This is a genomic window from Marinobacter salsuginis, assembly GCF_009617755.1.
Classification (GTDB): domain Bacteria; phylum Pseudomonadota; class Gammaproteobacteria; order Pseudomonadales; family Oleiphilaceae; genus Marinobacter; species Marinobacter salsuginis.
Genome location: NZ_BGZH01000001.1, coordinates 768,960 through 793,262 on the forward strand (window position 1 = coordinate 768,960; position 24,303 = coordinate 793,262).

At 58.5% G+C, this 24,303-nt stretch carries 25 protein-coding genes; 10 read left to right on the plus strand and 15 right to left on the minus strand.

Features of this window, described 5'->3' with window-relative positions:
• Position 1: 1 nt before the first annotated feature.
• The 4 genes from GJU83_RS03505 to GJU83_RS03520 all read left to right on the plus strand — a co-directional run bounded on the left by GJU83_RS03505 (position 2) and on the right by GJU83_RS03520 (position 2,801).
• Positions 2–589 (plus strand): LPS-assembly lipoprotein LptE, encoded by a 588-nt coding sequence (locus GJU83_RS03505; protein ID WP_069183047.1) that lies wholly within the window; start codon positions 2–4, stop codon positions 587–589.
• On the plus strand, positions 586–1,593 hold the full coding sequence (gene holA / locus GJU83_RS03510) for a DNA polymerase III subunit delta (protein ID WP_069183046.1): 1,008 nt from the start codon (positions 586–588) through the stop codon (positions 1,591–1,593). The genes GJU83_RS03505 and holA overlap by 4 nt, the downstream gene beginning before the upstream one ends.
• A gap of 111 nt (positions 1,594–1,704) precedes the next feature.
• Positions 1,705–1,968, plus strand: coding sequence for a hypothetical protein (locus GJU83_RS03515; RefSeq protein ID WP_069183045.1), 264 nt, complete (start codon positions 1,705–1,707; stop codon positions 1,966–1,968).
• A 197-nt stretch (positions 1,969–2,165) separates the two neighbouring features.
• Positions 2,166–2,801, plus strand: a complete 636-nt coding sequence (locus GJU83_RS03520) for an endonuclease (protein ID WP_069183044.1) — start codon at positions 2,166–2,168, stop codon at positions 2,799–2,801.
• Between the two features lie 91 nt (positions 2,802–2,892).
• Here GJU83_RS03520 and GJU83_RS03525 read toward each other — a convergent pair whose 3' ends face one another.
• The 9 genes from GJU83_RS03525 to bioB form a co-directional block, all read right to left on the minus strand.
• Positions 2,893–4,683, minus strand: a complete 1,791-nt coding sequence (locus GJU83_RS03525; RefSeq protein WP_069183043.1) for an acyl-CoA dehydrogenase C-terminal domain-containing protein — start codon at positions 4,681–4,683, stop codon at positions 2,893–2,895.
• A 211-nt stretch (positions 4,684–4,894) separates the two neighbouring features.
• A complete protein-coding gene (locus GJU83_RS03530) occupies positions 4,895–6,694 on the minus strand; it encodes an acyl-CoA dehydrogenase C-terminal domain-containing protein (RefSeq protein WP_069183042.1) in 1,800 nt (599 codons plus the stop codon).
• 270 nt (positions 6,695–6,964) lie between these two features.
• Positions 6,965–7,633 carry a putative metalloprotease CJM1_0395 family protein gene (locus tag GJU83_RS03535; protein WP_153633708.1) on the minus strand — a complete coding sequence of 223 codons (669 nt, stop codon included), beginning with the start codon at positions 7,631–7,633 and terminating at the stop codon, positions 6,965–6,967.
• A gap of 22 nt (positions 7,634–7,655) precedes the next feature.
• A complete protein-coding gene (locus tag GJU83_RS03540) occupies positions 7,656–7,901 on the minus strand; it encodes a flagellar basal body rod C-terminal domain-containing protein (protein WP_069183040.1) in 246 nt (81 codons plus the stop codon).
• Positions 7,902–7,952: 51 nt separating this feature from the next.
• Positions 7,953–8,645 (minus strand): dethiobiotin synthase, encoded by a 693-nt coding sequence (bioD, locus tag GJU83_RS03545; RefSeq protein ID WP_153633709.1) that lies wholly within the window; start codon positions 8,643–8,645, stop codon positions 7,953–7,955.
• Positions 8,645–9,496 (minus strand): malonyl-ACP O-methyltransferase BioC, encoded by an 852-nt coding sequence (gene bioC / locus GJU83_RS03550; RefSeq protein ID WP_153633710.1) that lies wholly within the window; start codon positions 9,494–9,496, stop codon positions 8,645–8,647. The genes bioD and bioC overlap by 1 nt, the downstream gene beginning before the upstream one ends.
• Positions 9,484–10,239 carry an alpha/beta fold hydrolase gene (locus tag GJU83_RS03555; protein WP_069183037.1) on the minus strand — a complete coding sequence of 252 codons (756 nt, stop codon included), beginning with the start codon at positions 10,237–10,239 and terminating at the stop codon, positions 9,484–9,486. Before GJU83_RS03555 ends, bioC begins: the two co-directional genes overlap by 13 nt.
• Positions 10,236–11,411 (minus strand): 8-amino-7-oxononanoate synthase, encoded by a 1,176-nt coding sequence (bioF, locus tag GJU83_RS03560; RefSeq protein ID WP_153633711.1) that lies wholly within the window; start codon positions 11,409–11,411, stop codon positions 10,236–10,238. The genes GJU83_RS03555 and bioF overlap by 4 nt, the downstream gene beginning before the upstream one ends.
• A gap of 120 nt (positions 11,412–11,531) precedes the next feature.
• A complete protein-coding gene (bioB, locus tag GJU83_RS03565; RefSeq protein WP_069183036.1) occupies positions 11,532–12,590 on the minus strand; it encodes a biotin synthase BioB in 1,059 nt (352 codons plus the stop codon).
• Positions 12,591–12,640: 50 nt separating this feature from the next.
• On the opposite strand from bioB, the gene GJU83_RS03570 reads away from it, so the two are divergent.
• Entirely contained in the window at positions 12,641–13,375 is a 735-nt protein-coding gene (locus tag GJU83_RS03570; protein ID WP_153633712.1) for a ComFC family protein, read from the plus strand.
• 157 nt (positions 13,376–13,532) lie between these two features.
• Here GJU83_RS03570 and GJU83_RS03575 read toward each other — a convergent pair whose 3' ends face one another.
• Positions 13,533–14,642 carry an NAD(P)/FAD-dependent oxidoreductase gene (locus GJU83_RS03575; protein ID WP_153633713.1) on the minus strand — a complete coding sequence of 370 codons (1,110 nt, stop codon included), beginning with the start codon at positions 14,640–14,642 and terminating at the stop codon, positions 13,533–13,535.
• A 73-nt stretch (positions 14,643–14,715) separates the two neighbouring features.
• Here GJU83_RS03575 and GJU83_RS03580 point away from each other — a divergent pair, with 73 nt between their 5' ends.
• Genes GJU83_RS03580 through cmoB form a run of 5 tightly spaced genes read left to right on the plus strand, consistent with a single transcriptional unit; the run spans position 14,716 to position 18,063 of the window.
• Positions 14,716–14,868 carry a hypothetical protein gene (locus GJU83_RS03580; protein ID WP_153633714.1) on the plus strand — a complete coding sequence of 51 codons (153 nt, stop codon included), beginning with the start codon at positions 14,716–14,718 and terminating at the stop codon, positions 14,866–14,868.
• An 11-nt stretch (positions 14,869–14,879) separates the two neighbouring features.
• Positions 14,880–15,896, plus strand: coding sequence for a serine/threonine protein kinase (locus tag GJU83_RS03585; RefSeq protein WP_153633715.1), 1,017 nt, complete (start codon positions 14,880–14,882; stop codon positions 15,894–15,896).
• A gap of 34 nt (positions 15,897–15,930) precedes the next feature.
• Positions 15,931–16,299: a PA3694 family proteiin gene (locus GJU83_RS03590; protein ID WP_069183033.1), complete on the plus strand. Its 369-nt coding sequence runs from the start codon at positions 15,931–15,933 to the stop codon at positions 16,297–16,299.
• Positions 16,292–17,068 carry a carboxy-S-adenosyl-L-methionine synthase CmoA gene (cmoA, locus tag GJU83_RS03595; protein ID WP_069183032.1) on the plus strand — a complete coding sequence of 259 codons (777 nt, stop codon included), beginning with the start codon at positions 16,292–16,294 and terminating at the stop codon, positions 17,066–17,068. Before GJU83_RS03590 ends, cmoA begins: the two co-directional genes overlap by 8 nt.
• A 2-nt stretch (positions 17,069–17,070) precedes the next feature.
• On the plus strand, positions 17,071–18,063 hold the full coding sequence (gene cmoB, locus GJU83_RS03600) for a tRNA 5-methoxyuridine(34)/uridine 5-oxyacetic acid(34) synthase CmoB (RefSeq protein ID WP_174805006.1): 993 nt from the start codon (positions 17,071–17,073) through the stop codon (positions 18,061–18,063).
• A gap of 54 nt (positions 18,064–18,117) precedes the next feature.
• Here the strand turns inward: cmoB and GJU83_RS03605 are convergent, their stop codons facing one another.
• From GJU83_RS03605 to hflX, 5 genes are all read right to left on the minus strand, one after another.
• Positions 18,118–19,413, minus strand: coding sequence for an adenylosuccinate synthase (locus GJU83_RS03605; RefSeq protein WP_069183031.1), 1,296 nt, complete (start codon positions 19,411–19,413; stop codon positions 18,118–18,120).
• An 83-nt stretch (positions 19,414–19,496) separates the two neighbouring features.
• Entirely contained in the window at positions 19,497–20,678 is a 1,182-nt protein-coding gene (locus tag GJU83_RS03610) for an ATP phosphoribosyltransferase regulatory subunit (RefSeq protein ID WP_153633717.1), read from the minus strand.
• Positions 20,679–20,851: 173 nt separating this feature from the next.
• Positions 20,852–21,727, minus strand: coding sequence for a protease modulator HflC (gene hflC, locus GJU83_RS03615; RefSeq protein WP_153633718.1), 876 nt, complete (start codon positions 21,725–21,727; stop codon positions 20,852–20,854).
• Positions 21,728–21,729: 2 nt separating this feature from the next.
• Positions 21,730–22,917 (minus strand): FtsH protease activity modulator HflK, encoded by a 1,188-nt coding sequence (gene hflK / locus GJU83_RS03620; RefSeq protein WP_069183028.1) that lies wholly within the window; start codon positions 22,915–22,917, stop codon positions 21,730–21,732.
• A gap of 83 nt (positions 22,918–23,000) precedes the next feature.
• Complete coding sequence (gene hflX / locus GJU83_RS03625) at positions 23,001–24,299, minus strand: ribosome rescue GTPase HflX (RefSeq protein ID WP_153633719.1); 1,299 nt, start codon at positions 24,297–24,299, stop codon at positions 23,001–23,003.
• Between the last annotated feature and the right edge of the window lie 4 nt (positions 24,300–24,303).

The window sequence follows — 24,303 nt, forward strand, 5'->3', positions numbered from 1 at the left end:
TATGTCACGGCACTCCGCTCTGAAATCTTCAGCACGCCTGATGCTGACCGCTGTAATGGCGGCGCTGATTGCTGGTTGTGGATTCCAGTTGCGGGGTGCGCCTCCGGTTTCTTCGGCCCTTGAACCTCTAGCGGTGGATTGCTCATCCCAGGTACCCGACACCCTGTGCCGTTCCTTGCGCGAACAGCTGAATCTGGGCAATGTCCGTCTGGCGCCAGTGGCGGAGGCCGATTACATTCTACGACTGAGGAATTTCGAGCGGGATCGCCGCGCAAGCGCCATCACAGCCCAGGCCGCGGCCGCCGAATACACGCTCCGTCACTCTGTTGATCTTGAAGTGGTCAGCTCGGATCGGGTTCCCATGGTAGGTACGACCCGCCTGACGACCAGCGAGAGTTACCGCTACGACGAGACCAACGTGCTGGCAAGACAGCGTGAAGAAGAGGCCCTCCGCCAGCAAATGGACGATCGCCTTGCACAGCAGGTGATATTCCGGCTGGCCCCTCTGACCCCGCAGCGCATCGAAGCCATCCGGGCAGAATACCAGCGCAAACAGGAAGACGACGCCCCAGCCACAGGCCAGCCATGAAGACCAACCCGGGCCAGTTATCCCAGCTTCTGAAAAAGGGCCTCTCGCCGGTCTATCTTGTTTCCGGTGATGAACCCCTGCTGGTTCAGGAATGCTGTGATCAGGTTCGAAAGGCCGCAAAAGACGCCGGCTATCATGACCGCCTGACCTTCCACGCCGATCACCAACTGGACTGGAATGCCGTTGGCGAAGAATTCAGTGCCATGTCCCTGTTTGCCGAGAAACGGCGCATCGAGATTCATTTGCCCACGGGCAAGCTTGGTGACGGTCGCGCGCTGCTGGAACGGGTACTGGCAGATCCTCCCGAAGATATCATCCTACTGCTGATCAGCGCCCGCCTGGACGCCGCGGAGACACGGAGGAAATGGTACAAAGAGCTCCAGGGCAAAGGTGTTCACGTGCCGGTGTGGCCGGTAGATGCCGATAAGTTCCAGGGGTGGCTCCAGCAGAGGGCCAGCAACCGGGGCCTGAGCCTGACCCGGGGCGCCCTGGCCATCATGAGCGAACGCCTGGAAGGCAATCTGCTCGCCGCCAGCCAGGAGCTGGACAGGCTGTCTCTGCTGGCAAACGGCAATACCATCGACGAGGAAACTGTTGAACAGGCAGTCCAGGACAGTTCCCGATTCAATGGCTTCGAACTGGTTACGGAATTAATCAGTGGCCGGGCCCCTCACGCCGGCAAGATGATCACTGTGCTTCAGCAAGAGGGAGAAAACCCGCTGGGCCTGCTGTCGGTTCTCAGCCGGGATCTGAATCTCTTGCTTGAGCTGAAGTCCTCAGCCGGTCAGTCGGAGAATCCCGCAGCCTTCCTGAAAAAGCGAGGGGTGTTCCAGCCCCAGCGGGCCCGGGCGCTCGAGCAGGCCGCACGCAGGCTGAACCGCTCCCAACTGAATGAGGCCATCAGCCTTTGCAGTCAGATCGATCGCGCCGCCAAAGGCTTCGATACCCTCACTCCGTGGCACTATTTGCGGGATATGTCCGCCCTGCTTGCCGGTCGTTCCTGACCTGAATCAAACTCTGCCTTTCTTGTGACCGTCTGGCCCAGCCAGCCCCTTGACAGATTTTTACAATCGGGCGCATTGTAAGCACACCAACAATCCAAGGAGGTGCTTGATATGAGTCTTCAAGAAGAGCTCAAGAAGCTGTCGGAAAAGGTAAAACAGTACCGGGATGAGGCGCGCGTTCAGATGCATCTGGCCCGGGAAGACGTTAAGGACGAGTGGGAGGACCTCGAACAGGACTGGGATCGATTCAAAAACAAAATCGACCAGGTTCTGCACGATGCAGAAAACGCGTCCCAGGAAGCCCGCCAAACCGCGCAAAAACTGGGCGAAGATCTGAAAAACGGTTATCAGAACATCCGCAACAAACTGAAGTAAAACTGTTAACCCGTTAACATTACGCCACAAATTTCTACCTCAGAGGCTCTGTGCATTAGAGCCTCTGTGTCATACTTCACAGTATCAGTGAACAAAGCGTCATAGTTTTGACCCGCCTGGTCATTTTCTGATCACCCCTTATCATCAGGGCCCGAATTGCCAGGACGTGTGGGAACACTGCGAGGTATAAAAGGCGTATGAAACAATTCTTACTGATACCCACAGCGCTCTGCCTGTTGCTCACCACTACCCTCGTGATTGGCCAGAATACCCGGTTCAGCGACCCTAAAACCGTTGTTTCCGATCACTTCTGGGGTGACCTCTACGCCAACGGCGGCAACTCCTTCTTTTGCAATACGGCTTTTACAAGCAAAGGATTCGTGCTGACAGACGGCTACGTGTACCCATTGGCGGATGTCCGTAGCGCACTTGATTGCGGCACATCCCGTGAATGTGAACAGGACAATCGCTACCGCCAGATCGCCTCTGACATGCACAATATGATACCGGTACGCAGCCGGACCGAGATGGGGCGCCGCAATGCCCGTTACGAAGATCTCGGGGCGTCCGTCAGCGAAGATGAGTGTGGCATTCGCCAAAGCGCCCAGTTCTTCGAGCCACCGGTCCGGGTGAAAGGCGATGTCGCGCGCACCGTTGCCTACATGGTGGATACCTATGACCTGCCGTGGCTGGGCTCCTCCGCGGTCTTCAAGGGATGGAACCGTCTGGATCCGCCGGATGATGGCGAGATCACCCGTCATCGGCGCATCGCTGAAATCCAGGGCAACGACAACCCCTTCGTCACCGATCCGAACCGGATGGAGCGCCTGTAAGCTCCAAAAGGATCAGGCCAATAGGTCAGCATCCATAAAAAAACAGGCCCTCGGGCCTGTTTTTTTTTGCGCGTTGCTATTGCTGACGGAATCAGAATTCCTCTGCAGTCAGCGCCATCATGGAATCACTGCCGCTGCGAATACCCTCGGCCAGCGAAACCGTCTTTGGCAACAGACGGTCATAGTAGAATCGCGCTGTCTTCATTTTACCGCTGTAGAAGCCGGAGGTGTCCGCTTCGGCCTGGGGTGCCGCTGCTTTGGCAATCTTCGCCCACATGTAGCCAAGCGCCGTCAGACCAAACAGGTCCAGATAGTCCACGGAAGCCGCGCCAATGGCGTTCGGATTGTCCCCAGCCTGCTTGATCACGTGCTCGGTAACATCATCAAGACGCTCAACCGCAGCCGCTAGCGGCTCAAGGAACGGGCGCAGGTGCTCATCACCGCTATTCTCCTCGAGGAAGTTTGCCACGTCCTGGGCAAACAGCTCATAGAGTTTACCCTGCGTACCAACCACTTTCCGGCCCATCAGATCCAGCGCCTGGATACCGTTGGTGCCTTCGTAGATCTGGGTAATACGGCAGTCACGAACCAGTTGCTCTTGGCCCCACTCGCGGATGAACCCGTGGCCACCGAAAACCTGCTGGCCCATGATACAGGCATCCAGACCGCGATCGGTCAGGAATGCCTTGGCTACCGGGGTCAGCAAGGCCACCATGCCCTCGGCATGTTTGCGACGCCCGTCGTCCTCGGCGTACTTGGAGATATCCAGCCACTGGGCAACGTAGGTCGAGAAGGCCCTGCCGCCTTCCACATAGCCTTTCATGGTCAGCAGCATGCGGCGCACATCCGGATGAACAAGAATCGGATCTGCTGCCTTTTCAGGCTGCTGGGCGCCGGTTGGCGCGCGGCTCTGAATACGATCAAGGGCGTATTCCCGGGCACTCTGGAGAGAGGCCTCGGCAGCGCCGATTCCCTGGATGCCCACGCCCAGGCGCTCGTAGTTCATCATGGTGAACATGGCCGCCAGGCCTTTGTTCTCTTCACCGACCAACCAGCCTTTGGCGCCATCAAAGTTCATAACACAGGTAGCAGATCCCTTGATGCCCATCTTCTTCTCGATGGAACCGCAACTGAAGCTGTTGCGCTCACCCAATGAACCGTCGTCATTCACGAGGAACTTGGGCACGAGGAACAGGGAAATCCCCTTGGGACCCTTCGGCGCGTCAGGCAGCTTGGCGAGAACCAGGTGAATGATGTTCTCCGCCATGTCGTGCTCGCCCCAGGTAATGAAGATCTTGGTGCCTGTGACGTTGAAAGAGCCGTCTTCGTTGGGCTCGGCCTTGGTGCGGATAATTCCCAGGTCGGTGCCGGCGTGGGGCTCTGTCAGATCCATAGCGCCGGACCAGACACCGGAATACATGTTCGGCAGGTACTTTTCTTTCAGATCATCACTGCCGTGGGCGTCCAGCGCGAGGCAGGCGCCGGCCGTCAGCATAGGAGCCAGGCCGAATGCCATGTTGGCACCCTGCATCATTTCCTCGAACTGGGCCACCAGAGTCTTGGGCATGCCCATGCCGCCAAAATCCGGGTTACCGCCGAGGCCGTTCCAACCGCCTTCTACGATGGTCTGGTAGGCTTCCTTGAATCCGTCCGGTGAGGTCACCTCCCCGTCGTTCCATTTGCAGCCCTGCTCGTCGCCCTCGCGATTCAGGGGCGCCAGTACACCGCTGCTAATCTTGCCAGCCTCTTCAAGAATCGCGTCCGCCGTTTCCGGGTCCACATGCTCGGCAACCTTGGGCAGCGAGGCCCATAGGGCGGGGGCATCGAAAACCTCATTCAGAACGAAGCGCATGTCACGTAAGGGTGCCTGATAATCAGCCATCTAAAACTCTCCAAAAATTCTGTCAGTCTGTTCAGGTGGCAATAGGGCCTCAGTTCGGGCCGGTCACACCTGCTCGGGCTATGTGTCCGCTGAAGATTATTTTTATGGGCGCCTATTCTACCCTAAAAGCGGACCGCAACTCACGAAAAAAGCCCGCCTCCGGGGAGTGCGGGCTTCCTGTCCTGTCGAACCGTCCTTCGGTGCCCGCGCCTTAGATGGCGAAGGCTTCCTCCGGCATGTCCATCAGGCTGTCGGCGCCGGCCAGCATGCTTTCTGCGTGGCTCTTGGCCCGGGGCAGCATGCGCTTGAAGTAGAAGCGCGCAGTCTGAACCTTGGCGTTGTAGAACATTTCTTCGGTAGTGCCTTCAACCATCTTGTCCAGTGCAACCTTGGCCATCCGCGCCCACAGGTAGGCGAAGACCGCGTAACCGGAATACATCAGGTAATCCACGGAAGCCGCACCCACTTCTTCGCGGTTCTTCATGGCGGACATACCGATCTTGGTGGTCAGCTCACCCCATTCCTTGTTCATGGCGGCCAGCGGCTCGATGAATTCCTGCAGCTGCTCGTTGTCGGCGTTTTCCTTGCAGAACAGATGAACCTGCTTGGTGAAGCCTCGCAGGGATTCGCCCTGGGTCATCAGAACCTTGCGGCCCAAAAGATCCAGCGCCTGAATACCAGTAGTGCCCTCGTAGATCATGCCGATACGGGCGTCACGAACGTTCTGCTCCATACCCCACTCTGAGATAAAGCCGTGGCCACCGAACACCTGCATGCCCAGGTTGGCCGCCTCGTAACCAATCTCGGTCAGGAACGCCTTGGCGATTGGCGTCAGGAAGCCCAACGCCTCATCGGCCGCCTTGCGCTCTTCGTCGGTCTTGCCGCTGTGCACGATATCAGCCTGCTGCGCAGTCAGGTAAATCAGGGCGCGAGCGCCTTCAGCGACGGCCTTCTGGGTCAGCAGCATGCGACGTACGTCCGGGTGAACGATGATCGGATCGGCAATGCCTTCCGGATTCTTGGGGCCGCTCAGTGAACGCATGGCCAGACGCTCTTTGGCGTAAGCCAGTGACCCCTGGAAGCCCAGCTCGGCGGCACCCAGCCCCTGGATGGCGGTACCGATACGAGCAGTGTTCATGAAGGTGAACATGCAGTTCAGGCCCTTGTTCTCAGGCCCGATCAGCCAGCCCTTGGCGCCGTCGAAGTTCATCACACAGGTGGCATTTCCGTGGATACCCATCTTGTGCTCGATGGAACCGCAGGATACGGCGTTGCGCTCACCGGCAGAGCCGTCTTCGTTCGGCAGGCACTTGGGCACGATAAACAGGGAGATGCCCTTGGTGCCTTCCGGTGCGCCCGGCAGACGTGCCAGAACGATGTGGACGATATTCTCGGCCATGTCGTGCTCACCGGCAGAGATAAAGATCTTGGTACCGGTAATGGCGTAGGTGCCATCGGCATTCGGCTCTGCCTTGGTACGCAGGGTGCCGAGATCGGAACCGCAGTGCGGCTCGGTCAGGCACATGGTGCCAGTCCACTCACCGCTGATCAGCTTGGTCAGGTAGGTCTGCTTCTGCTCTTCGGTGCCGTGCTCTTCGATGGTGTTGGTGGCACCGTGGCTCAGGCCAGGGTACATCCCAAAGGACCAGTTGGCGGTACCGACCATTTCACTCATCACCAGGCCGAGGGAATGCGGAAGACCCTGGCCGCCGTAGTTGGGATCGGCGGTCATGGAAGGCCAGCCGCCCTCAACGTACTGCTGGTAGGCTTCTTTGAAGCCAGTCGGCGTCTTGACGCCATCTTCGCTCCAGGTACAGCCTTCCTTGTCGCCCACCTGGTTCAGCGGAGACAGAACCTGCTCACAGAACTTGGCACCTTCCCCGATAATGGCATCCACCATATCCGGAGTAGCGTCTTCAGCACCTTCTAGATTGGCGTAATGCTGCTCGCTGTTCAGCAGCTCGGTCATAACGAATTTGATGTCACGCAGGGGCGCTTTGTAATCAGGCATGGAATCCACCTCAGTTCTCGGTCTCAGCTGAATCGGGTTTAACAGCTTCTGGCCTTGGGTTTGCTCAGACACCGCAACGCAATGCGCTGCAGCCTTAATTAAACACTTGTTTGAAACATACGTTTACAGGCACAGAATTGTCAATAGCCGGATGCAAAATTCGTGTTGCGAACTGTCACCGGATCATGCGCCACGACAGTGCATGCCGGGCAGAAGTAACCTTTAACTATGGGATATATTTACAGGAATCAGTGCCTGGCAAGGCGGGGGTCAGGCGGACACTGGCTCGAAGGATGACGCGCGGTTTTCGTCGCCTTTTTGTTCACCTTCGCCCATGGCGGAGACTTTGCGATAGGCATCGCTTGCCTCCCTTGGAGAGGATCCGGATTCGGCAGCCAGCTCGGATTGGGCCTGAAGCATAATCTGCATGGCCTGAGCGGCAACGGCCCGATCCTGCCCGGAAGGCTCCGCCGGCGCCATGGCTGCCGCGCGGACGATTCGCATCTTTTCAATGGTTGCCTGGGGATTCCCCTGCACGGGGGAGATATCGATGGAGACTTCGCCACCCACCGCATACTGGGCGCCGTCCGGCCCCCGCTGATAGGTAAACGACATGGCGCCGGCATACTGGCCGCCAACTGCCTGGTGAGCGGCTTCGTGGGCACGAACTTCACGGTCCCGCGCTTTCAGCTCAGTCAGTTGTTTCAGCTCTTGGTCTGTGAGCCCCTGAGGATTGTCGGCTTCCCCGCTGCGGGGCCCGGGGTCCGGATTTTCCCGCGCGGACTCGGCTTTGCCCGCAGCCTCAACAGATCTGGCTCCAGCGGTCGGCGCCTCCGGCTTTGCCGATACTGGGCCCGTGGCCTGGACTCGCGGAGAAACCGGGCCCTGAAACGAAGCCGCTGGTATAGGCGGAGGAACAGGAGGGAGAGAGGAAAGCACGAACTCTGCGCTCTTTCAGAAATCAGGCCATGATATCCAGCAGCGTTCCCAGCGTTTCGTCTGCTGTTTTAACCACCTGCGCGGACGCTTCAACACTGCGCTCATAAATCTTGAGATCAATAATGGGCTCGACGAGGCTACCCGCACCTTCCGCGGTTCCTTGGGGACCATCAGCACCAGCACGGGCAATCTTACGGGCGGCATTTTCCATGCCGACCATGCCATCCTGAATGCCCTGAATTCCAACTGCGAGAGTGTTATTGATCATGACCAAGCTGCCTGGTGACCATTTATTGACTTAATTAAGCCACACATATGGTCAATTTTCAAACAATCCATCGATATTTAGATAGCCGGCCAGCAGTTCCGGCCGCGACTGCTCCAGCCAGGGAAGGATACCCAGGCAGGGGGCGCTCATGTGGTTCACCAGGTAATTGAGAGTGTCCTGCTCGCAGCTCATTGGCTCGGATTCTGTCCGATTGGCAACCCACCCAGCCAACCGCAGACCATCACTTCTGATGGCTTCCGCCGTCAGCAGAGCATGGTTGATGCAGCCAAGGCGGAGTGAGACCACCAGAATAACCGGCATGGCCAGTTGGCGCGGAAATTCCGAGTAGGTTTCCCGATCGTTGAGAGGCACTCGCCAGCCGCCAGCGCCCTCCACCAGCAGCAGGTCTGCCGGACGGATCTGCAAACCACGGCAGAACCCGACGAGGCGATCCGAAGTTATGTGACGTCCGGCCTGCTCGGCGGCAACGTGGGGGGCAATCGCCGGTTCCAGCGCCACCGGATTGATGAGCTCATAAGCCAGCGGCTCGGTAATAGCGTTCTGCAGAATCAGGGCATCTTCGTTGCGGAGACCTTCGGGCGTCCGATCACAACCAGACGCAATGGGTTTCATCGCCAGGGTGTGCTTGCCCATGATCCGGGCCGCGTGAAGAATGGCGGCGGAAACCAGGGTTTTCCCAACCCCTGTGTCGGTGCCCGTTACAAAGAAGGAGTGCTTGGCCATTATTGTTTCCCGGTTAACGCTTCCTGTGGTCTCTGCCAGTAAATCCAGGCAGCCTCATAACTTGCCATAATAGTGCCGTCCGGCTCTTTCGGGTAATGCCTGCACATTTCCCGCAACCTTCCGGGCGCCGTGACAGCTCTGCGACGACCAGCGCCCCGGAAGCCCGCGCCAAGGTGGCGGAGCTCACCGGCCAGGGCCATCGGCGACTCGTAGGGCAGCCTTATTGTACGGTTCTCGATAACGGCATCCGGCAACTCGGCCCCCACCTTGGCCTGCAGGGCAAGGTGGGTCTCAAAGCGATTGACGTGCTGATGATCGGGGTCCGCGGCGTGCCAGGCCGCTTTCAGTTCTCGCAGTGTGCCATCCAGAAGCGTCGAGACCATCAGGAATCCACCGGGACGCAGAATACGCTGGCATTCCCGGAGCACTGCACGGGGGTCATCACACCATTGAATCATGAGGTTACTGAAGATCAGGTCCACGCTGTCATCAAGCAAAGGGAGGTGCTCGGCATCGCCCACAATCCAGCCGATTCCCGCAGGCGAGTTCTCACGGGCCTGCGCCAGCATACCCGGTGAGAGATCAAGCCCGGCCAGCACCCCAATGCCCTCAAGCCCAGCGAACTTGCGGGTAAACCAACCGGTGCCGCAACCCAGGTCCAGGGTGGTCGAATGAAGTTGCTCGCGCTCGACGGCCTGGAATTTTTGCAGCATGGTGTTGCCCATGAAACGCTGCAGCCGGGAGGCGCTTTCATAGGTGCCACTGGCAATGCCGAAGCCCCGGGCAATATCCGATTTGAGGGTTTCAGAAACACCGGCCGATGCGCCGACCGGCGAGTTCATAACGCCCATGACAGTGCCTTTTGCGAGGCAAAGAAAGACTGAATCGCAGCCCAGCAATCCGAGGCAGAGCATCCACCGGGCCAATGTGCCATGCCAGGGACAACCGCATGGCCACTTGAGGCGGGAAGTGAAAGATCTTGAGCTCTGGATCTGACCACAATATCGTTCTCACCCATCACATGCAGAGCCGGGGTGACGAGTGAACGCCATAGTGCCCGCTGATCCCCGGCTTCCAGCCACGCGAGACTCTTGCTAAGGTGCTCGTGCGAAACCAGGGTGCCTTTTTCGAGCCAGGGCCTGAGACTTTGTCGCTCGTCTTTTTCGTTCGACGCACCGTTGATCATCAACAACAGGAAATGCAGCCAGTACCGCTGAGGGTCACGGCGAATGCCCAGGGCGAAAGCCCGGAAGTCCGCTGCCGGCATGCCATGGGGCCGGCCGTCATCGGCAACAAACTTCGGAAACCCACCCAGCGTTACGGCGCAGGATACCGAGCCGGTTTGTCGCGCTGCGGCCTCCATCACGACCTGACTACCCAGAGACCACCCCATCCAGACGGACGGCTCCGGGTACAGCGACAAAAGTTCATCCGTGACTTGCGAGAGAGAATCGCAACGGGCGAGTAATTCATCGTCCAGCGACACCGGCACAACGTCCCCGGGCCAGTAGCCGTACAGCTTCGACAGCATCTCTGCGCGGACACCCCACCCGGCAACCACTATCAGGCGCTGACAGACGATGGCGGAACTCATATCGCAACGTCCGTCTTTTGAAGCAGGTGACGGCACTCTGAAAGCCCCCCCAGCAGGCAGTCCAGATCCTCCTGGGAATGCGCGGCACTGAACGTAACCCGCAACCGCGCCTCGCCTACCGGAACCGTGGGCGGGCGAATCGCCGAAACCAGCAACCCCCGCTTCTCCAGGGCCTGGCTGAGCGCCAGCGCGCCGTAATTGTCGCCAATCATGATCGGCTGGATCGGCGTACGCGACGGCATCAATTCATACCCCATGGCAGAGGCCTCGCGACGGAAACGGGACACCAGCCCCATTACATGGTCACGACGCCCCTGATCCCGTTCAATAAGATCCAGACTCGAAATCGTTGCCATGGCAATTGCCGGCGGCATCGCCGTGGTATAGATATAGGTCCTGGCCTTCTGAACCAGATAATCCATCAGCATCGACGGACCGGCCACGAATGCACCGCTGGTGCCGACCGCCTTGCCCAGGGTGCCGATCAGCACCGGTACGTCTTCCTCCGACAACCCCAACTCCGCAACACTGCCCCGACCCTCGGGCCCCAGAACTCCAATCCCGTGGGCATCATCAACAACCAGTAACGCATCGTGGGCCCGGCAGACCTTGGCCAATTCCGCCAGCGGCGCAACATCACCGTCCATGCTGAATACACCATCGGTCACTACCAGCTTGTGCCCCGACGTCTCCGCCAGCATCGCCTCCAGCGCTGGCACATCACCATGGGCATAACGCCGAACCCGGGCCCGGCTCAGGATACAGCCGTCAATGATGGATGCGTGATTCAACCGATCCGAAAAAATCGTATCGCCCCGCCCGGCCAGCGCCGAAATAACCCCCATATTGGCCATGTAACCCGTGGAGAAAAACAGTGCTGAACTGCGCCCGGTAAACTCCGCCAGACGAAGCTCCAACCGGTGGTGGGCATCGTGATGACCACAGATCAGATGAGAAGCCGCGCCCCCGAGCCCTGTTTCAGGAAGCGCATTACGAAGGGCCTCGATATTGGCGGGGTGATTGGCAAGACCAAGGTAATCATTGCTGCAGAACGACAGCAAAGGTTTGCCGTCCGCAATCAGCGAGGGTCGCTGGGGACCCGTCACATGCCGACGTGTCCGGTACAGACCGGCCTGTTTCCGCTCTTCAAGTTCTAGGGCAAAGTCCCGCACGAGCATCGCTCCAGGTTAACCGTTACGCTTCGAATCAGAGTGAGTGCCTTGAGGATACCCGAAGGCTTGGGCAGGCTGCGTGCAGGGCTGCTCCCCCGAGCTCAGCGACTCTCCTTAAGCTCAGGCAGATTCCCGCGTAGCATCATAGAACATGTGACGCGTCGCCTCATACTCCACGGCTTCGGCAATCGCCTCCTCTTCCTGTTCCTCAGAAGCGCACTGCTCCCGCTGCTCAGGACGAATACCCAAACGCTTGAACAGCAGCATATCGGCATCCGCCTCCGGATTGGCGGTGGTCAGCAGTTTCTCGCCGTAGAAAATCGAGTTGGCGCCAGCCATGAAACACAGGGCCTGCATCTGCTCATTCATGTTCTCACGGCCAGCTGACAGACGAACATGAGATGCCGGCATCATGATCCGCGCCACCGCAATAATCCGGACGAACTCGAACGGGTCCAGATCCTCGACGTTCTCCATGGGCGTGCCCTTCACTTTTACCAGCATATTAACCGGCACACTCTCGGGATGATGAGGCAGATTTGCCAACTGGACCAGGAGACCTACCCGGTCATCCTCATCCTCACCCATGCCCATAATGCCACCGCAGCAAACTTTCATGCCGGCCTTGCGAACGTTATCGAGCGTATCCAGGCGGTCCTGATAGGTCCGCGTGGTGATGATGTGGCTATAGTATTTTTCGGACGTGTCCAGGTTGTGGTTGTAGTAATCCAGCCCGGCGTCAGCCAACTCGACCGCCTGCTCTTCTTTCAGCATACCCAGCGTCATACAGGTCTCAAGCCCGAGGGATTTGACCTGCTTCACCATATCCAGCACGTAGGGCATATCTTTTTTGGAGGGACTGCGCCAGGCGGCGCCCATGCAGAACCGGGATGCGCCCTTCTCTTTCGCGGCACGGGCCTCAGCCACCACTTTTTCGATTTCCAGCAGCTTCTCTTTCTCGAGACCGGTGTTGTAATGACCACTCTGGGGACAGTATTTGCAATCCTCCGGGCAGGCGCCGGTCTTGATCGACAGCAGAGTACTGACCTGCACTTCATTCGGGTCAAAATGCTGCCGGTGCACACTCTGGGCGCGAAACAGAAGGTCGTTAAAGGGCAGTTCGAACAGCTCGCGGGCTTCCTGCAGTGTCCAGTCGTGGCGGAGTTCTGTAGCGGTCATGTAAAAGTCCTGTTAACCTTTCCCGGTCTCTGGGTTTACGGATGAATCAGATGATAAAGAGACTGAACTGGCTGTCAACCTTCATGGAGAAAAAGGTTAACAGCGTCAGGCACGGTGGGCTATGTGTCGCGTGCCTCTCCTCCAACGCTTTCAATGGGTTATGCCAGCCTTGTCGGGACGATTTGCCGGTTAACCGCTGGCACTGTCGCTGCTGCGCCCTGCCCCTGGCTTTTCCGTCCTCGGAGCTGCTGTGTGGCGACTGCCTGAAGCACCCGCCACCTTTCGATATGTCTTTTGTTCCCTGGCGTTACCAGTATCCGCTGGACGGCATGATTGGCCGCTACAAATACAATGGCCAACGTAAGTTCGGTCGGCCCCTGATGTCCGATTTTGCGGACTCTCTTGAAGAAGCATTACAGGATGGCAGCATGCCGAAGCCGTTGGCGCTGATACCGGCACCCATGGATGCGCGACGACGGCGCCAAAGGGGATTCAATCAGGCCCAGGACATTGCAGAGACCATCGGGGGTCAGTTGAACATTCCTGTAGCTACCGGGCTGGTGCGGCGCGTCCGGCGGGTTCGGGCACAGCGAGAGCTGAACCGGGAGGCGCGGCTGGCCAATCTTCGCGGGGTATTCGAGGTGACGTCGGTGGTGCCTGAGCGGGTAGCCATTGTGGATGATGTGGTGACGACGGGGGCGACGGTTCGGATGTTGGCTTCGGTTCTTCGGGAGGCTGGGGCTCGGGAGATTCAGGTTTGGGCTTTGGCTCGGACGCCCGGTTAGTTCTTAAGAATTCTGCTTTGGAGCATGCGTTGGGCGGGGCAGCCTTCCCGGGATACGCTACGAGCACATCCATGTGCGCTTGTTTCGGGCCATCCTTGGCCCTCTACAATCCCGGGAAGGCTACCCCGCCCAACGCCCACACTTCAGATTCAGTTGATCAATCCAGCTTTGTCTGAACAAAATCCGCAATTGCTAGACAGGACGTTAGTCCTGGCGACTCGATTCCAAAGAGGTTAACCAACCCCGGCAAACCGTGATCTTCAGGTCCATCGATTCGGAAATCCGCAAAGCCGCCGTCAGGTCCCGCCAGCTTGGGGCGGATGCCGGCATAAGCGGGTTGAAGTCGGGCCGGGTCGAGCCCTGGCCACCATTGGCGGATGCTTCTGACGAAGGTTTCCTGGCGAATTGGGTCGACGGTGTAGTCTTCCGTTTCGATCCATTCCACGTCCGGACCGAAGCGTGCCTGGCCGGCGAGGTCGAGGGTGAGATGGACTCCCAGGCCGCCCGGTTCCGGAATCGGATAGATAAGGGTTTCGAAGGGTGCTTGGCCGCTATAACTAAAATAAACACCTCTGGCGAACCATTGCCGTGGTTTGTGTTCATCAGGCAAGCCGGCCCAGTTTTTTGCAAGCGGCACAGCAGCCAGTCCGGCGGCGTTGATGACGTTTTTCGCTTTCAGAGTCAGCGGATGGTCGCCTCCCACGTGGAGACGATGCCAGCGGTTGTCCGATTCAGCGGCCTCAACCGGTGACCGGAGAACGAGCTGGCCGCCGGCATCCTCGAGCTCGCCGAGCAGTGAGAGCATCAGTCCATGGCTGTCTATGATGCCGGTTTCCGGCGACCAGAGACCGGAGCTGGCGCGAATTTCCGGCATTTCCCATGTGATCCGGCTTGCGTCATGCAAGGTCAGCTCAACGCCATTGCGGGCCGCGGCCGCCTGAATATCCTTGAGTTTTCCATTCTGCGATTCATCGGCTGCCACAATCCATTTGCCACACTTCCGGTGGTCGACTTTGCGGGTTTGGCAGTACTCGTAAAGCCGCTGTCGGCCTGCAACGCAAAGTTCCGCCTTCAGTGATCCTTCCGGGTAATAGATGCCGGCATGAATGACCTCACTGTTGCGAGAGGATATGCCCTCACCAAACCGGCCAGCGCTTTCCAGAACAATCACGTCATGGCCGGCACTCGCAAGGGCGCGGGCGATAGCAAGGCCAACCACACCGGCACCGATTACCACGGTTTGTGTTTCAAGAATTTCTTTCTGCACCCTCACTCGCCCTCACTCAACTGCCCAGCGAAAGAGCATACCCCATTCTCAGCGCTCTCAGAAAAGTGACTTCATGATGAACCATTACTCGATTGCGGATACCGGTTATACTTGGCTCCAAATTTACGTGGATGTCTTTTTCCGCGAGGCCTTCATGGACTCGGAGCTGGATGAAAACTGGTACCATCTGCAATCCATGAAATCCAAATACGACACAAGGCTCTGAAACATCCCTTTATGACCCATGACTCCTCACTCGCTGCATCCACCCACCCTTACGATTCCCTGACGCCCGATACTATCCTGGACGCCATGGAAGAGGCCGGGTTCGCGGTAAGTGGGCGGCTGTTCGCCCTGAACAGCTATGAAAACCGGGTTTATCAGGTGGGTCTGGACGATAGCGCGCCGGTCATCGCCAAATTTTATCGGCCGGGTCGGTGGAGCGAAGAGGCAATCCAGGAGGAGCATGGTTTCACCCTGGAACTTCTGCAGGCAGACATTCCGGTTGTTGCACCAATGAAGCTCACTTCGGGCGATACGCTCGGTCGCCATGGTGAGTTCCTGTTCACGGTTTTTCCACAGCGTGGCGGACAGGCGCCCGATACCAGCGTGACAGACACTCTCTACCGCCTGGGCCAGTGGCTGGGTCAGATTCACAACATTGGCGCCAAGAAACCATTTGCCCATCGCCCTGGCATGGATCTGCTTGAGGGCATTGAAGTCAGCAACCGGCTTCTGGTTGAAGGCGACTGGATTCCAGCGGATCTCAGGCCCGCCTGGGACAGCCTGATCCCCGACCTGCAAAGGCTCTGTGCGGTACGGGTTGATGAAGCCGGCCCGGTAGAAACTCTGCGACTTCATGGCGACTGTCATTCCGGCAACATCCTGTGCCGGGACGAGCAGATGCTGTTCGTAGATCTGGACGACTGCCGCACGGGGCCTGCTATCCAGGACATGTGGCTGCTCCTTAACGGAGACGATGTCGACCGGGGGGCCCAGCTCGGAGAACTCCTCGAAGGTTATGAGATGTTCCGTGATTTCAATCGTCGAGAACGCCACTTGATTGAGCCGCTGCGGTGCTACCGGCAGATCGCGCACTGCGCCTGGCTGGCAAAGCGCTGGGATGATCCTGCGTTTCCGCGTTTCTTTCCGTGGTTTGCCCAGCCACGCTTCTGGTCAGACCAGATTCTCTCGCTGCGGGAGCAACTATCCGCCCTGCAGTCTCCGGCCATCACGGTGCCGGGGCAATACTGAGTAACACTTTAAATTCGTTTGATTCGAGGTAGGCATGAGCCAGAGTGAGGCCCGTTACACCGTCCGCAGCCTGATCGTGACCGCACTGGTTGCGGTAATCGGAACCGTTCTTGCGCTGGAAATGAGCGGCAAGATCAGTCACAGCGACAACAAGGATCACATGCCGGTTGGCGATTTCCAGGCCATACATGTAACCGAGGACGATCCGTTCCGCATGTCACCCAAGGCATCGGAACTGCATGCGGTCTGCGAGAATGGCTATCTGGCAATTGCCGCCGATGTAGACCCCTCGTTCCGGGGCATTCTGGTGGACTACAAGAACCGGGGCGTGCGCTGCTCCCGACCGTCACCGACAGGCCCTGCGGTTCCACCCTCTCCGGAGGCAACAGACTCCAATGGTTAAGCCCCGCAAGCCTTCGGAGCCACCCGAGCAGGTGACAGACCGATTGTTTGCCACAGAACGCCGACCCGAGGATTTCCGGTTCGACGCGTCGGTGGCAAGGGTTTTCCCGGACATGATTCGCCGGTCCGTGCCGGGCTACACCACCATCATTCCGATGATCGAGGTGATCACCGAACAATACGCCCAGCCAGCCTCCCACTGCTATGACCTGGGCTGCTCCCTGGGCGCATCGACCCTGGCGATGCGGCACGGCATCTCATATGGGGATTGCACCCTTGTCGGCGTGGATAACTCCAGCGCCATGATCGAACGCTGCGAGCATTACATTGCTTTGGACGACAGCGCCCTCCCTGTCACCCTCAGGTGCGAGGATATTCTGGACACCGAACTCAGCAACGCCTCGGTGACCACGCTGAATTTCACCTTGCAGTTTGTGGATCCGGAAAGGCGGTCCAGCCTGCTCAAACGAATTGCGGATGCTACCCTCCCCGGCGGCGTTTTGATTCTGTCAGAAAAAATCCGCTTTGAGTCGAAGGACGAGCAGGCCATTCAGACCCGACTGCACCACGAATTCAAGCGTGCCAACGGCTATTCGGATCTCGAAATCAGCCAGAAGCGAACGGCCATCGAACAGGTCCTGATTCCGGAGACACTGGCGGCCCATAAGGAACGACTTCTGGCAGCGGGCTTCAATGATGTGGTGGTCTGGTACCAGTGCTTCAACTTTGTATCCATGCTCGCCATCAAGGCTGACAAAACCATCGAATGACCATGGCAGATTTTGACTGGAAAGCCCGATTCGGGCCAATCATCAATGAACTTGCACAAGACGGCCTGGAGCATTGGGCCAATTTGCTTCAACAGCAGCTGGTTCACGGTTTCGAGGACCGCCCCCATGGCGATCTGGATCGTTGGCAGGCCGCCCTGAACCGCCTGCCCAACATTGAGCAGGTGGAGGCGCAGCTGAACCGCACTGCCATTACCCTGAATGCCCCCGAGCCCCTGCCCCTGGCACAGCAGGAACAGCTGGAGCAGGGACTGCGCGGCCTGATGCCCTGGCGCAAGGGCCCCTTCGATTTTTTCGGCACCTACATTGATACCGAGTGGCGCTCCGACTGGAAGTGGGAACGGGTCGCACCCTACCTTTCAGACCTCTCCGGTCGCCGCATACTGGATGTGGGCTGCGGCTCCGGGTACCACTGCTGGCGCATGCTGGGCGAAGGCGCGGGCCGGGTGATCGGCATAGACCCGGGGCTGCTGTTCATGTTCCAGTTCTTCAGCGTCAAGGACTACCTGGGCGATGTCGCCGTCGATCTGTTGCCGATCCGGATGGAGGATCTGCCAGCCGATCTTGAAACCTTCGATACCACCTTTTCCATGGGTGTCCTTTATCATCGTCGCTCGCCGCTGGATCATCTGCTGGAGCTCAAGGGAACACTGCGCCGGGGTGGAGAGCTGGTTCTGGAAACACTTGTGGTGGAGGGCCCTGAAGGTTTCAGCCTGATGCCCAAGGATCGCTACGGACAGATGCGCAATGTCTGGTTCCTGCCCAGCTGCGAAACACTGCTGCGCTGGCTCGACCGCACCGGCTTCCGCAATGCCCGGGTGGTGGATGTGACCGAGACCACTACCGAGGAACAGCGCAGCACCGACTGGATGCGCTTTAATTCCCTGCAGGACTTTCTGGATCCGAACGACCCGTCAAAAACCGTGGAGGGTTACCCTGGGCCGCTTCGTGCCACCGTGATTGCCGAGAAGCCCTGAGCACAAAAAAACCGCCGTGCCTTTCGGCAGGGCGGTTTCTTCATCCATCGGCGATTACTCGCCAAACGGATGACGGAGCGTGATGGTTTCAATGCGGTCCGGCCCCGTGGAGATCACGTCGATCGGAGCTTCGATCTGCTCTTCCAGGAACCGAATGTAGGCCTTCGCATTCTCCGGCAACTGGTCGACGCTGGTCAGCCCAACGGTACTCTCACTCCAGCCGGGCAGCTCTTCGTAAACCGGCTCGATGTCCTTGTAACTGTCACAGCCGATGGGCGGCCGGAAAATCTCGCCATTCGGAGTCTTGTAACCAACACAGACCTTCACGGTTTCCAGCCCGTCCAGCACGTCGAGCTTGGTCAGGCAGATGCCGGAGACGCTGTTGATCTGGATCGCGTGGCGAATCGCCACCGCATCGAACCAACCGCAGCGACGGGCACGACCGGTTGTGGTGCCCACTTCGTTGCCTTTCACCGCCAGATGTTTGCCCATGTCGTCAAACAGCTCCGTGGGGAACGGGCCGGAACCGACACGGGTGGTATAGGCCTTGGTGATCCCCAGCACATAGTCGAGGAACAGCGGACCGAAACCGGAGCCAGTGGCGGTGCCGCCGGCGGTGGTATTGGACGAGGTCACGTACGGATAGGTACCCAGGTCGATATCAAGCAGCGAGCCCTGGGCCCCCTCGAAGAGGATATTCTCTCCACGCTTGCGGAAATCGTGCAGCATGTCGGTCACGTCCGCCGCCATGGGCAGAATTTCCTCACCCATCTGCTTCAGTTCTTCCAGGGCCGCATCAATATCTTCGGCTTCTTCCTTGAAGTACTCGGTCAGGATGAAGTTGTGGTAAGACATGATCTCGCGCAGCTTCGTTTCGAAGTCGGCGGGATTGCACAGGTCACCCAGGCGCAGGCCGCGGCGGGAGACCTTGTCTTCATAAGCGGGGCCGATACCGCGACCCGTGGTACCGATCTTGTCGACGCCACGAGCCCTTTCCCGGGCCTGATCAATGCGGACATGGGTGCGCAGTATGATCGGGCACGCCAGGCTGATACGCAGGCGATCGCGAACCGCCACATCGTTGGCTTCAAGCTCTCGTACTTCTTTGAGCAGAGCTTCCGGGGAGAGGACAACACCGTTGCCGATAAGACAGTAAACATGCTGCCGCAGAATACCGGAAGGAATCAGGTGAAGCGCTGTTTTCTTGCCGTCTATTACCAGGGTGTGTCCGGCGTTGTGCCCGCCCTGGAAGCGAACAACCGCTGCGACCTTGTCAGTCAGCAGGTCAACAATCTTACCCTTGCCTTCATCACCCCATTGGGTGCCCAGCACAACAACGTTTTTACCCATGATTCTCTCTCAATGCGGCTGCCCCGAAGGACACGCGTTTCGCAAGTTTACCTGTAAATGAATTCACCGAGGCCCCGGGGCCATCAGCCCAGCTTCTGCACGACCCACTGGCCGTTCTGTTTCACCAGCTCCCGATCACAGCCTTTGGTCGTCGGATTAACACCCTCGTCTTCGGGCAGAGCCCGGACAACGGTCTCCGTCATTCTCAGACCGGAAATCACGCCTTCAAGAGCGGGGTCATCGTCCGCCGGCGCCCAGACAGCACCCGCCTTTCGTGCCACCCGCTCTCCGAGAGCGACGAGAGCCCGTATATCGAGACTGAACCCGGTTGCCGGGCGGGCCCGACCAAAATCGCTGCCAATGGCATCGTAGCGACCGCCTTTGGCAACGGAATCACCATGGCCAGGCACATAGGCCGCAAACACCAGCCCTGTGTGGTAGTTGTAGCCACGCAGCTCGCAGAAATCGAATCCGAAGCTGATCTCCGGATAATCCCGACTCAACATATCGGACACCCGCCCGAGCTGGTCAAGTGCGGCATCCAGGCTGTCAGAGGCGCCCTGCAGGATCCGGCGGGCTTCATTCAAGGCCTCCGGGCCGCCACTGACGCGCGCAAGCTCGCGCAGGCGGGCCCCGGCTGAACCTGCAGCACACTGCCCCAGCAGTTCGTCAAGCTCGGGGACCGATTTGCGGGCCATGGCATCGAAAATGGCGCGCTCGGTATCCCTGTCAAAATCCGCTTCGCCGATCAGACTCTCATAAATGGCCACGTGGGCCAGATCAAGGTGAATTCGCGGCAAACCCGCCACCCGGAGAGTCTCCAGCATCAGGCTGATCACTTCCATGTCCGCAGATTCCGAGGCACTGCCGAATAGCTCGCAACCGGCCTGGATAGGAGTACGACCTGTCAGCATATGCCGGGGACGGGTATGGAGTACGTGCCCGGCATAGCACAGACGGGTGATCCCTTCCTGGCCGAGGGTGTGGGCATCAATCCGCGCTGCCTGGGGCGTCATATCAGCGCGAACACCCATCATGCGCCCGGTCAACTGGTCGGTGAGCTTGAACGTCTGAAGCTCCAGGTCGTTTCCGGTTCCGGTAAACAGGGATTCGAGATATTCAATGAGCGGTGGGATTACCAACTGATAACCCCAGCGCTGGCAGGTATCCATTACATCCCGGCGCAGGGATTCGATCCGTCCGGCCAGCGGGGGCAAAATATCCTCTACCCCGTCTGGCAGTAACCAGCGATCAGATACTGTCATGAGATTCCGTTGTCCGTTATATCCGCTCCGGCGCAGTCGGCGGGGGATCACACAGGATTTAAGGCGGCACTCGTTAAAAAGCCCGACACAAAACCGGCAGAATTTTACACGGTTGGCGGGCACAAAAAAACCGGAATACGGAGGTATTCCGGTTTTTGCTGCCAGGCTCCGGTTTACTGGGCGCCCTGGGGGTCGTTAAGGAACTTCATGAACGCGCTGTTGGAATCGATCACCATGATGTCATCCTTGCTCATGAAGGTATTGCGATAAGCCTGAAGACTCCGGTAGAAGCTGTAGAAGTCCGCGTTCGAGCCATAGGCATCGGCGTAAATCCTGGCCGCCTCACCATCGCCTTCACCACGGGTTTCTTCCGACTGGGCAAAGGCCTCCGCCAGAATAACGGTTCTCTGACGATCCGCGTCGGCCCGAATACCCTCGGCCAGCTCGCGACCCCGGGAACGGAATTCCTGAGCCAGCTTTTCACGTTCAGTCGCCATCCGACGATAGACGTTTTCGCTCACCTGCCCCGGGAATTCAATTGCCTTGACCCGGATGTCCAGGACTTCGATGCCAAATTCGCTCTGCGCGGTCTGGTTTACACGATCCCGGAGGGTATGCATCAGCTCATCGCGCTGGCCGGACACCACTTCCACCATGGTGCGAATACCAAATTCGTCCCGCAGACCATTGTCCACACGGGATGCGAGCAGAGACTGAGCACGGAACTCGTCGCCGCCGGTCGCTCGGTAGAACTGGTCCACATCCCGGATTTTCCAGGCGATGTAGGAATCCACATCCAATGGCTTCTTTTCCACGGTCAGGTACTGCCTGGACGGCAGGTCCATGGTCAAAACCCGGATATCGAATTCACGAACCTGATCGATGACAGGAACCTTGAAATGGATACCTGCCTGAATGTCAGTCTCTACCAGCTCACCGAACCGGAGTAGAACGCCCCGGTGGGTTTCCGGAATAATGTACACACTGGACAAGACCAGCAGGACAACAATAAGGGCGCCTGCAAGGCCCACTACACCTTTAGGTCCCATAATTATCTGCTCCTCCGAACGGTAGTATCCTGCCTGCTTCGCAGTTCCTGCAGAACCTGATCAGTCAGGGTCTGGATATCCACATTGCCTTGATTGCTACCGGAAGAAGATCCACCGGTGCGCGGCAGAGAACCTTGAGTCAGACGATCAAGCGGCAGGTACATCATGTTGCCGCTGCTCTCTGTGTCGACCAGGATCTTGCTGCTATTGGCCAACACTTCTTCAACGGTTTGCAGATACAGACGTTCACGAGTCACGGTCGGAGCCATCTCATACACAGCCAGGAGCTCGAGGAAACGGGCGGTTTCACCACGAGCCCGCTCGATCACTTCTTCCTTGTAGGCATTAGCCTCTTCGATCATGCGCTGAGCCTCACCACGGGCCTCAGGTACGACTCGGTTGCGATAGGTTTCAGCTTCTTCCTTGACCCGCTGCTCGTCTTCCCGGGCGCGCTGAACTTCACGGAACGCATCCTGAACCGGGGCGGGGGGCTGGGTGCTTTCAACGTTCACCCGCACCAACTCCAGACCGGTGCCATATTCTCTCAGAAAGGTCTGAAGCCTTTGCTCTACTCGAACAGCCAATTCGGCACGGCCTTCGGTCAGCACGTCATCCAGGGTGGAGCTGCCCACCTCATGACGGATGGCACTATCGGTCGCGAATGCCAGCGCCTGGTTGGAATCTCGAACGTTCAGGACATAGGCTTCTGCGTCGCCTACGCGATACTGCACTTGCAGATCCACAGTGACCAGGTTTTCGTCCTGAGTGAGCATCTGGCCACTGGACTCGGCAGTTCGAACACTGGTGACACGCACCTTGGTTACACTGTCGATCAATGGAACCTTGAACCTCAGACCAGGGTTAGCGGTCTGATGGTACTCACCGAAACGAAGCACAACCGCCCTTTCCTGTTCGTCCACGGTGTAAAACGACTGGAAAATCACGTAGCCGACTACCAGGATTCCTGCCAGCGCGAGGATGGCCCCGAAGCCGCCGGCACTTCCGCCGCCGCTGCCACCGCTTCCGCCGGACTTGCCACCCTTGCCGCCCAGCATTTTGTTGAGCTTGTCGAGACCTTTTTTCAGCGCCTCATCGAGGTCTGGCGGCCCCTGATCATTGCCGCGTCGACCACCACCGGTACCCCAGGGGTCATTGTCGTTACGGTTTCCACCCGGTTCGTTCCAGGCCATAGTGCTCTCCGTTACTGACTTATAGATAGAATGGCTGCAAATACTAGGGATTTATCTCCGCCCCGGCAATAGCCGGGGCGGTTTCATGCGTGTCCACCGTCCAGTCGGATTGACTTTTCGTTGACGCCGGCCCGGCTGAGCAGTTGTTGCCAGTCCCGATTCTGCAATCGCACCTCAACCACGGTGTCGCCGGAATCACGGTAATCCTCACTCAGCACCGAACCCGCTTCATGCAGCAGTGCGCGCAACTTGCCATCCGCAGGACCAAGCAGGACGAAGTGATGGACCACATCTTCCGCTACCCGCTCAACGATCGCATCGAACAGACCGTCCAGGCCCTCACCGGTTACTGCGGACACCCAGGCCCGAACTGGAATCCCCTCTTCATTTCGCTCGACACGCGGTGTGAAGTTTTCCAGCAGATCAATCTTGTTGAACACCTGCAGCATGGGAATCTCGTCTGCACCAATCTCCGCCAGAACCTCTTCAACCTGCTCAATATTCTCGTCGCGGCGCGGATCGTGGCAGTCGATGATATGTAACAGCAAAGTCGCCTGCGTGGTTTCTTCAAGCGTCGCCCGGAACGCCTCAACCAGCTTGTGCGGCAGATGCCTTATGAAGCCTACGGTGTCCGCCATTACGACCGGCCCGATATCCGGAAGTTCCAGCCGCCGCAACGTCGGATCGAGCGTGGCAAACAGCTGGTCTGCAGCATATACGGACGAAGTGGTAATCCGGTTGAATAGCGTGGATTTGCCGGCGTTGGTATAACCGACCAGAGACACCGTGGGAATGTCAGCCCGCTCACGGGCTCTTCGCCCCTGATTCCGCTGGCGACGCACCTTTTCCAGACGCTTGTGGATGGACTTGATCCGCTCCCGCAAGAGTCGGCGGTCGGTTTCCAGCTGGGTCTCACCGGGGCCGCGAAGACCAATACCCCCTTTCTGACGCTCAAGGTGGGTCCAGCCCCGAACCAGACGCGTGGACATATGTTCGAGCTGGGCAAGTTCTACCTGGAGCTTGCCCTCGTGTGTCCGCGCCCGCTGGGCAAAGATATCGAGAATCACACCGGTACGGTCCAGCACACGGCACTTGAGCTCGTGCTCAATGTTGCGTTCCTGGCGAGGACTCAGGGCGTGATTGAACAACACAACATCAGCCTCATTGGCCGCCACCGCGTCACGAATTTCTTCCAGCTTGCCCTCACCGACGAAAAATCTGGGACTGGGCTGCTTCCGGGACCCCGTGACGGTACAAACAGGCTCAACACCGGCGGAGGTTACAAGCTCCCGAAATTCACCGGGGTCTTCGGTGCCATCGTGGGCAGTAAAATCGATGTGGACGAGTACTGCGCGCTCACCGACATCAGGACGTTCAAACAATTGG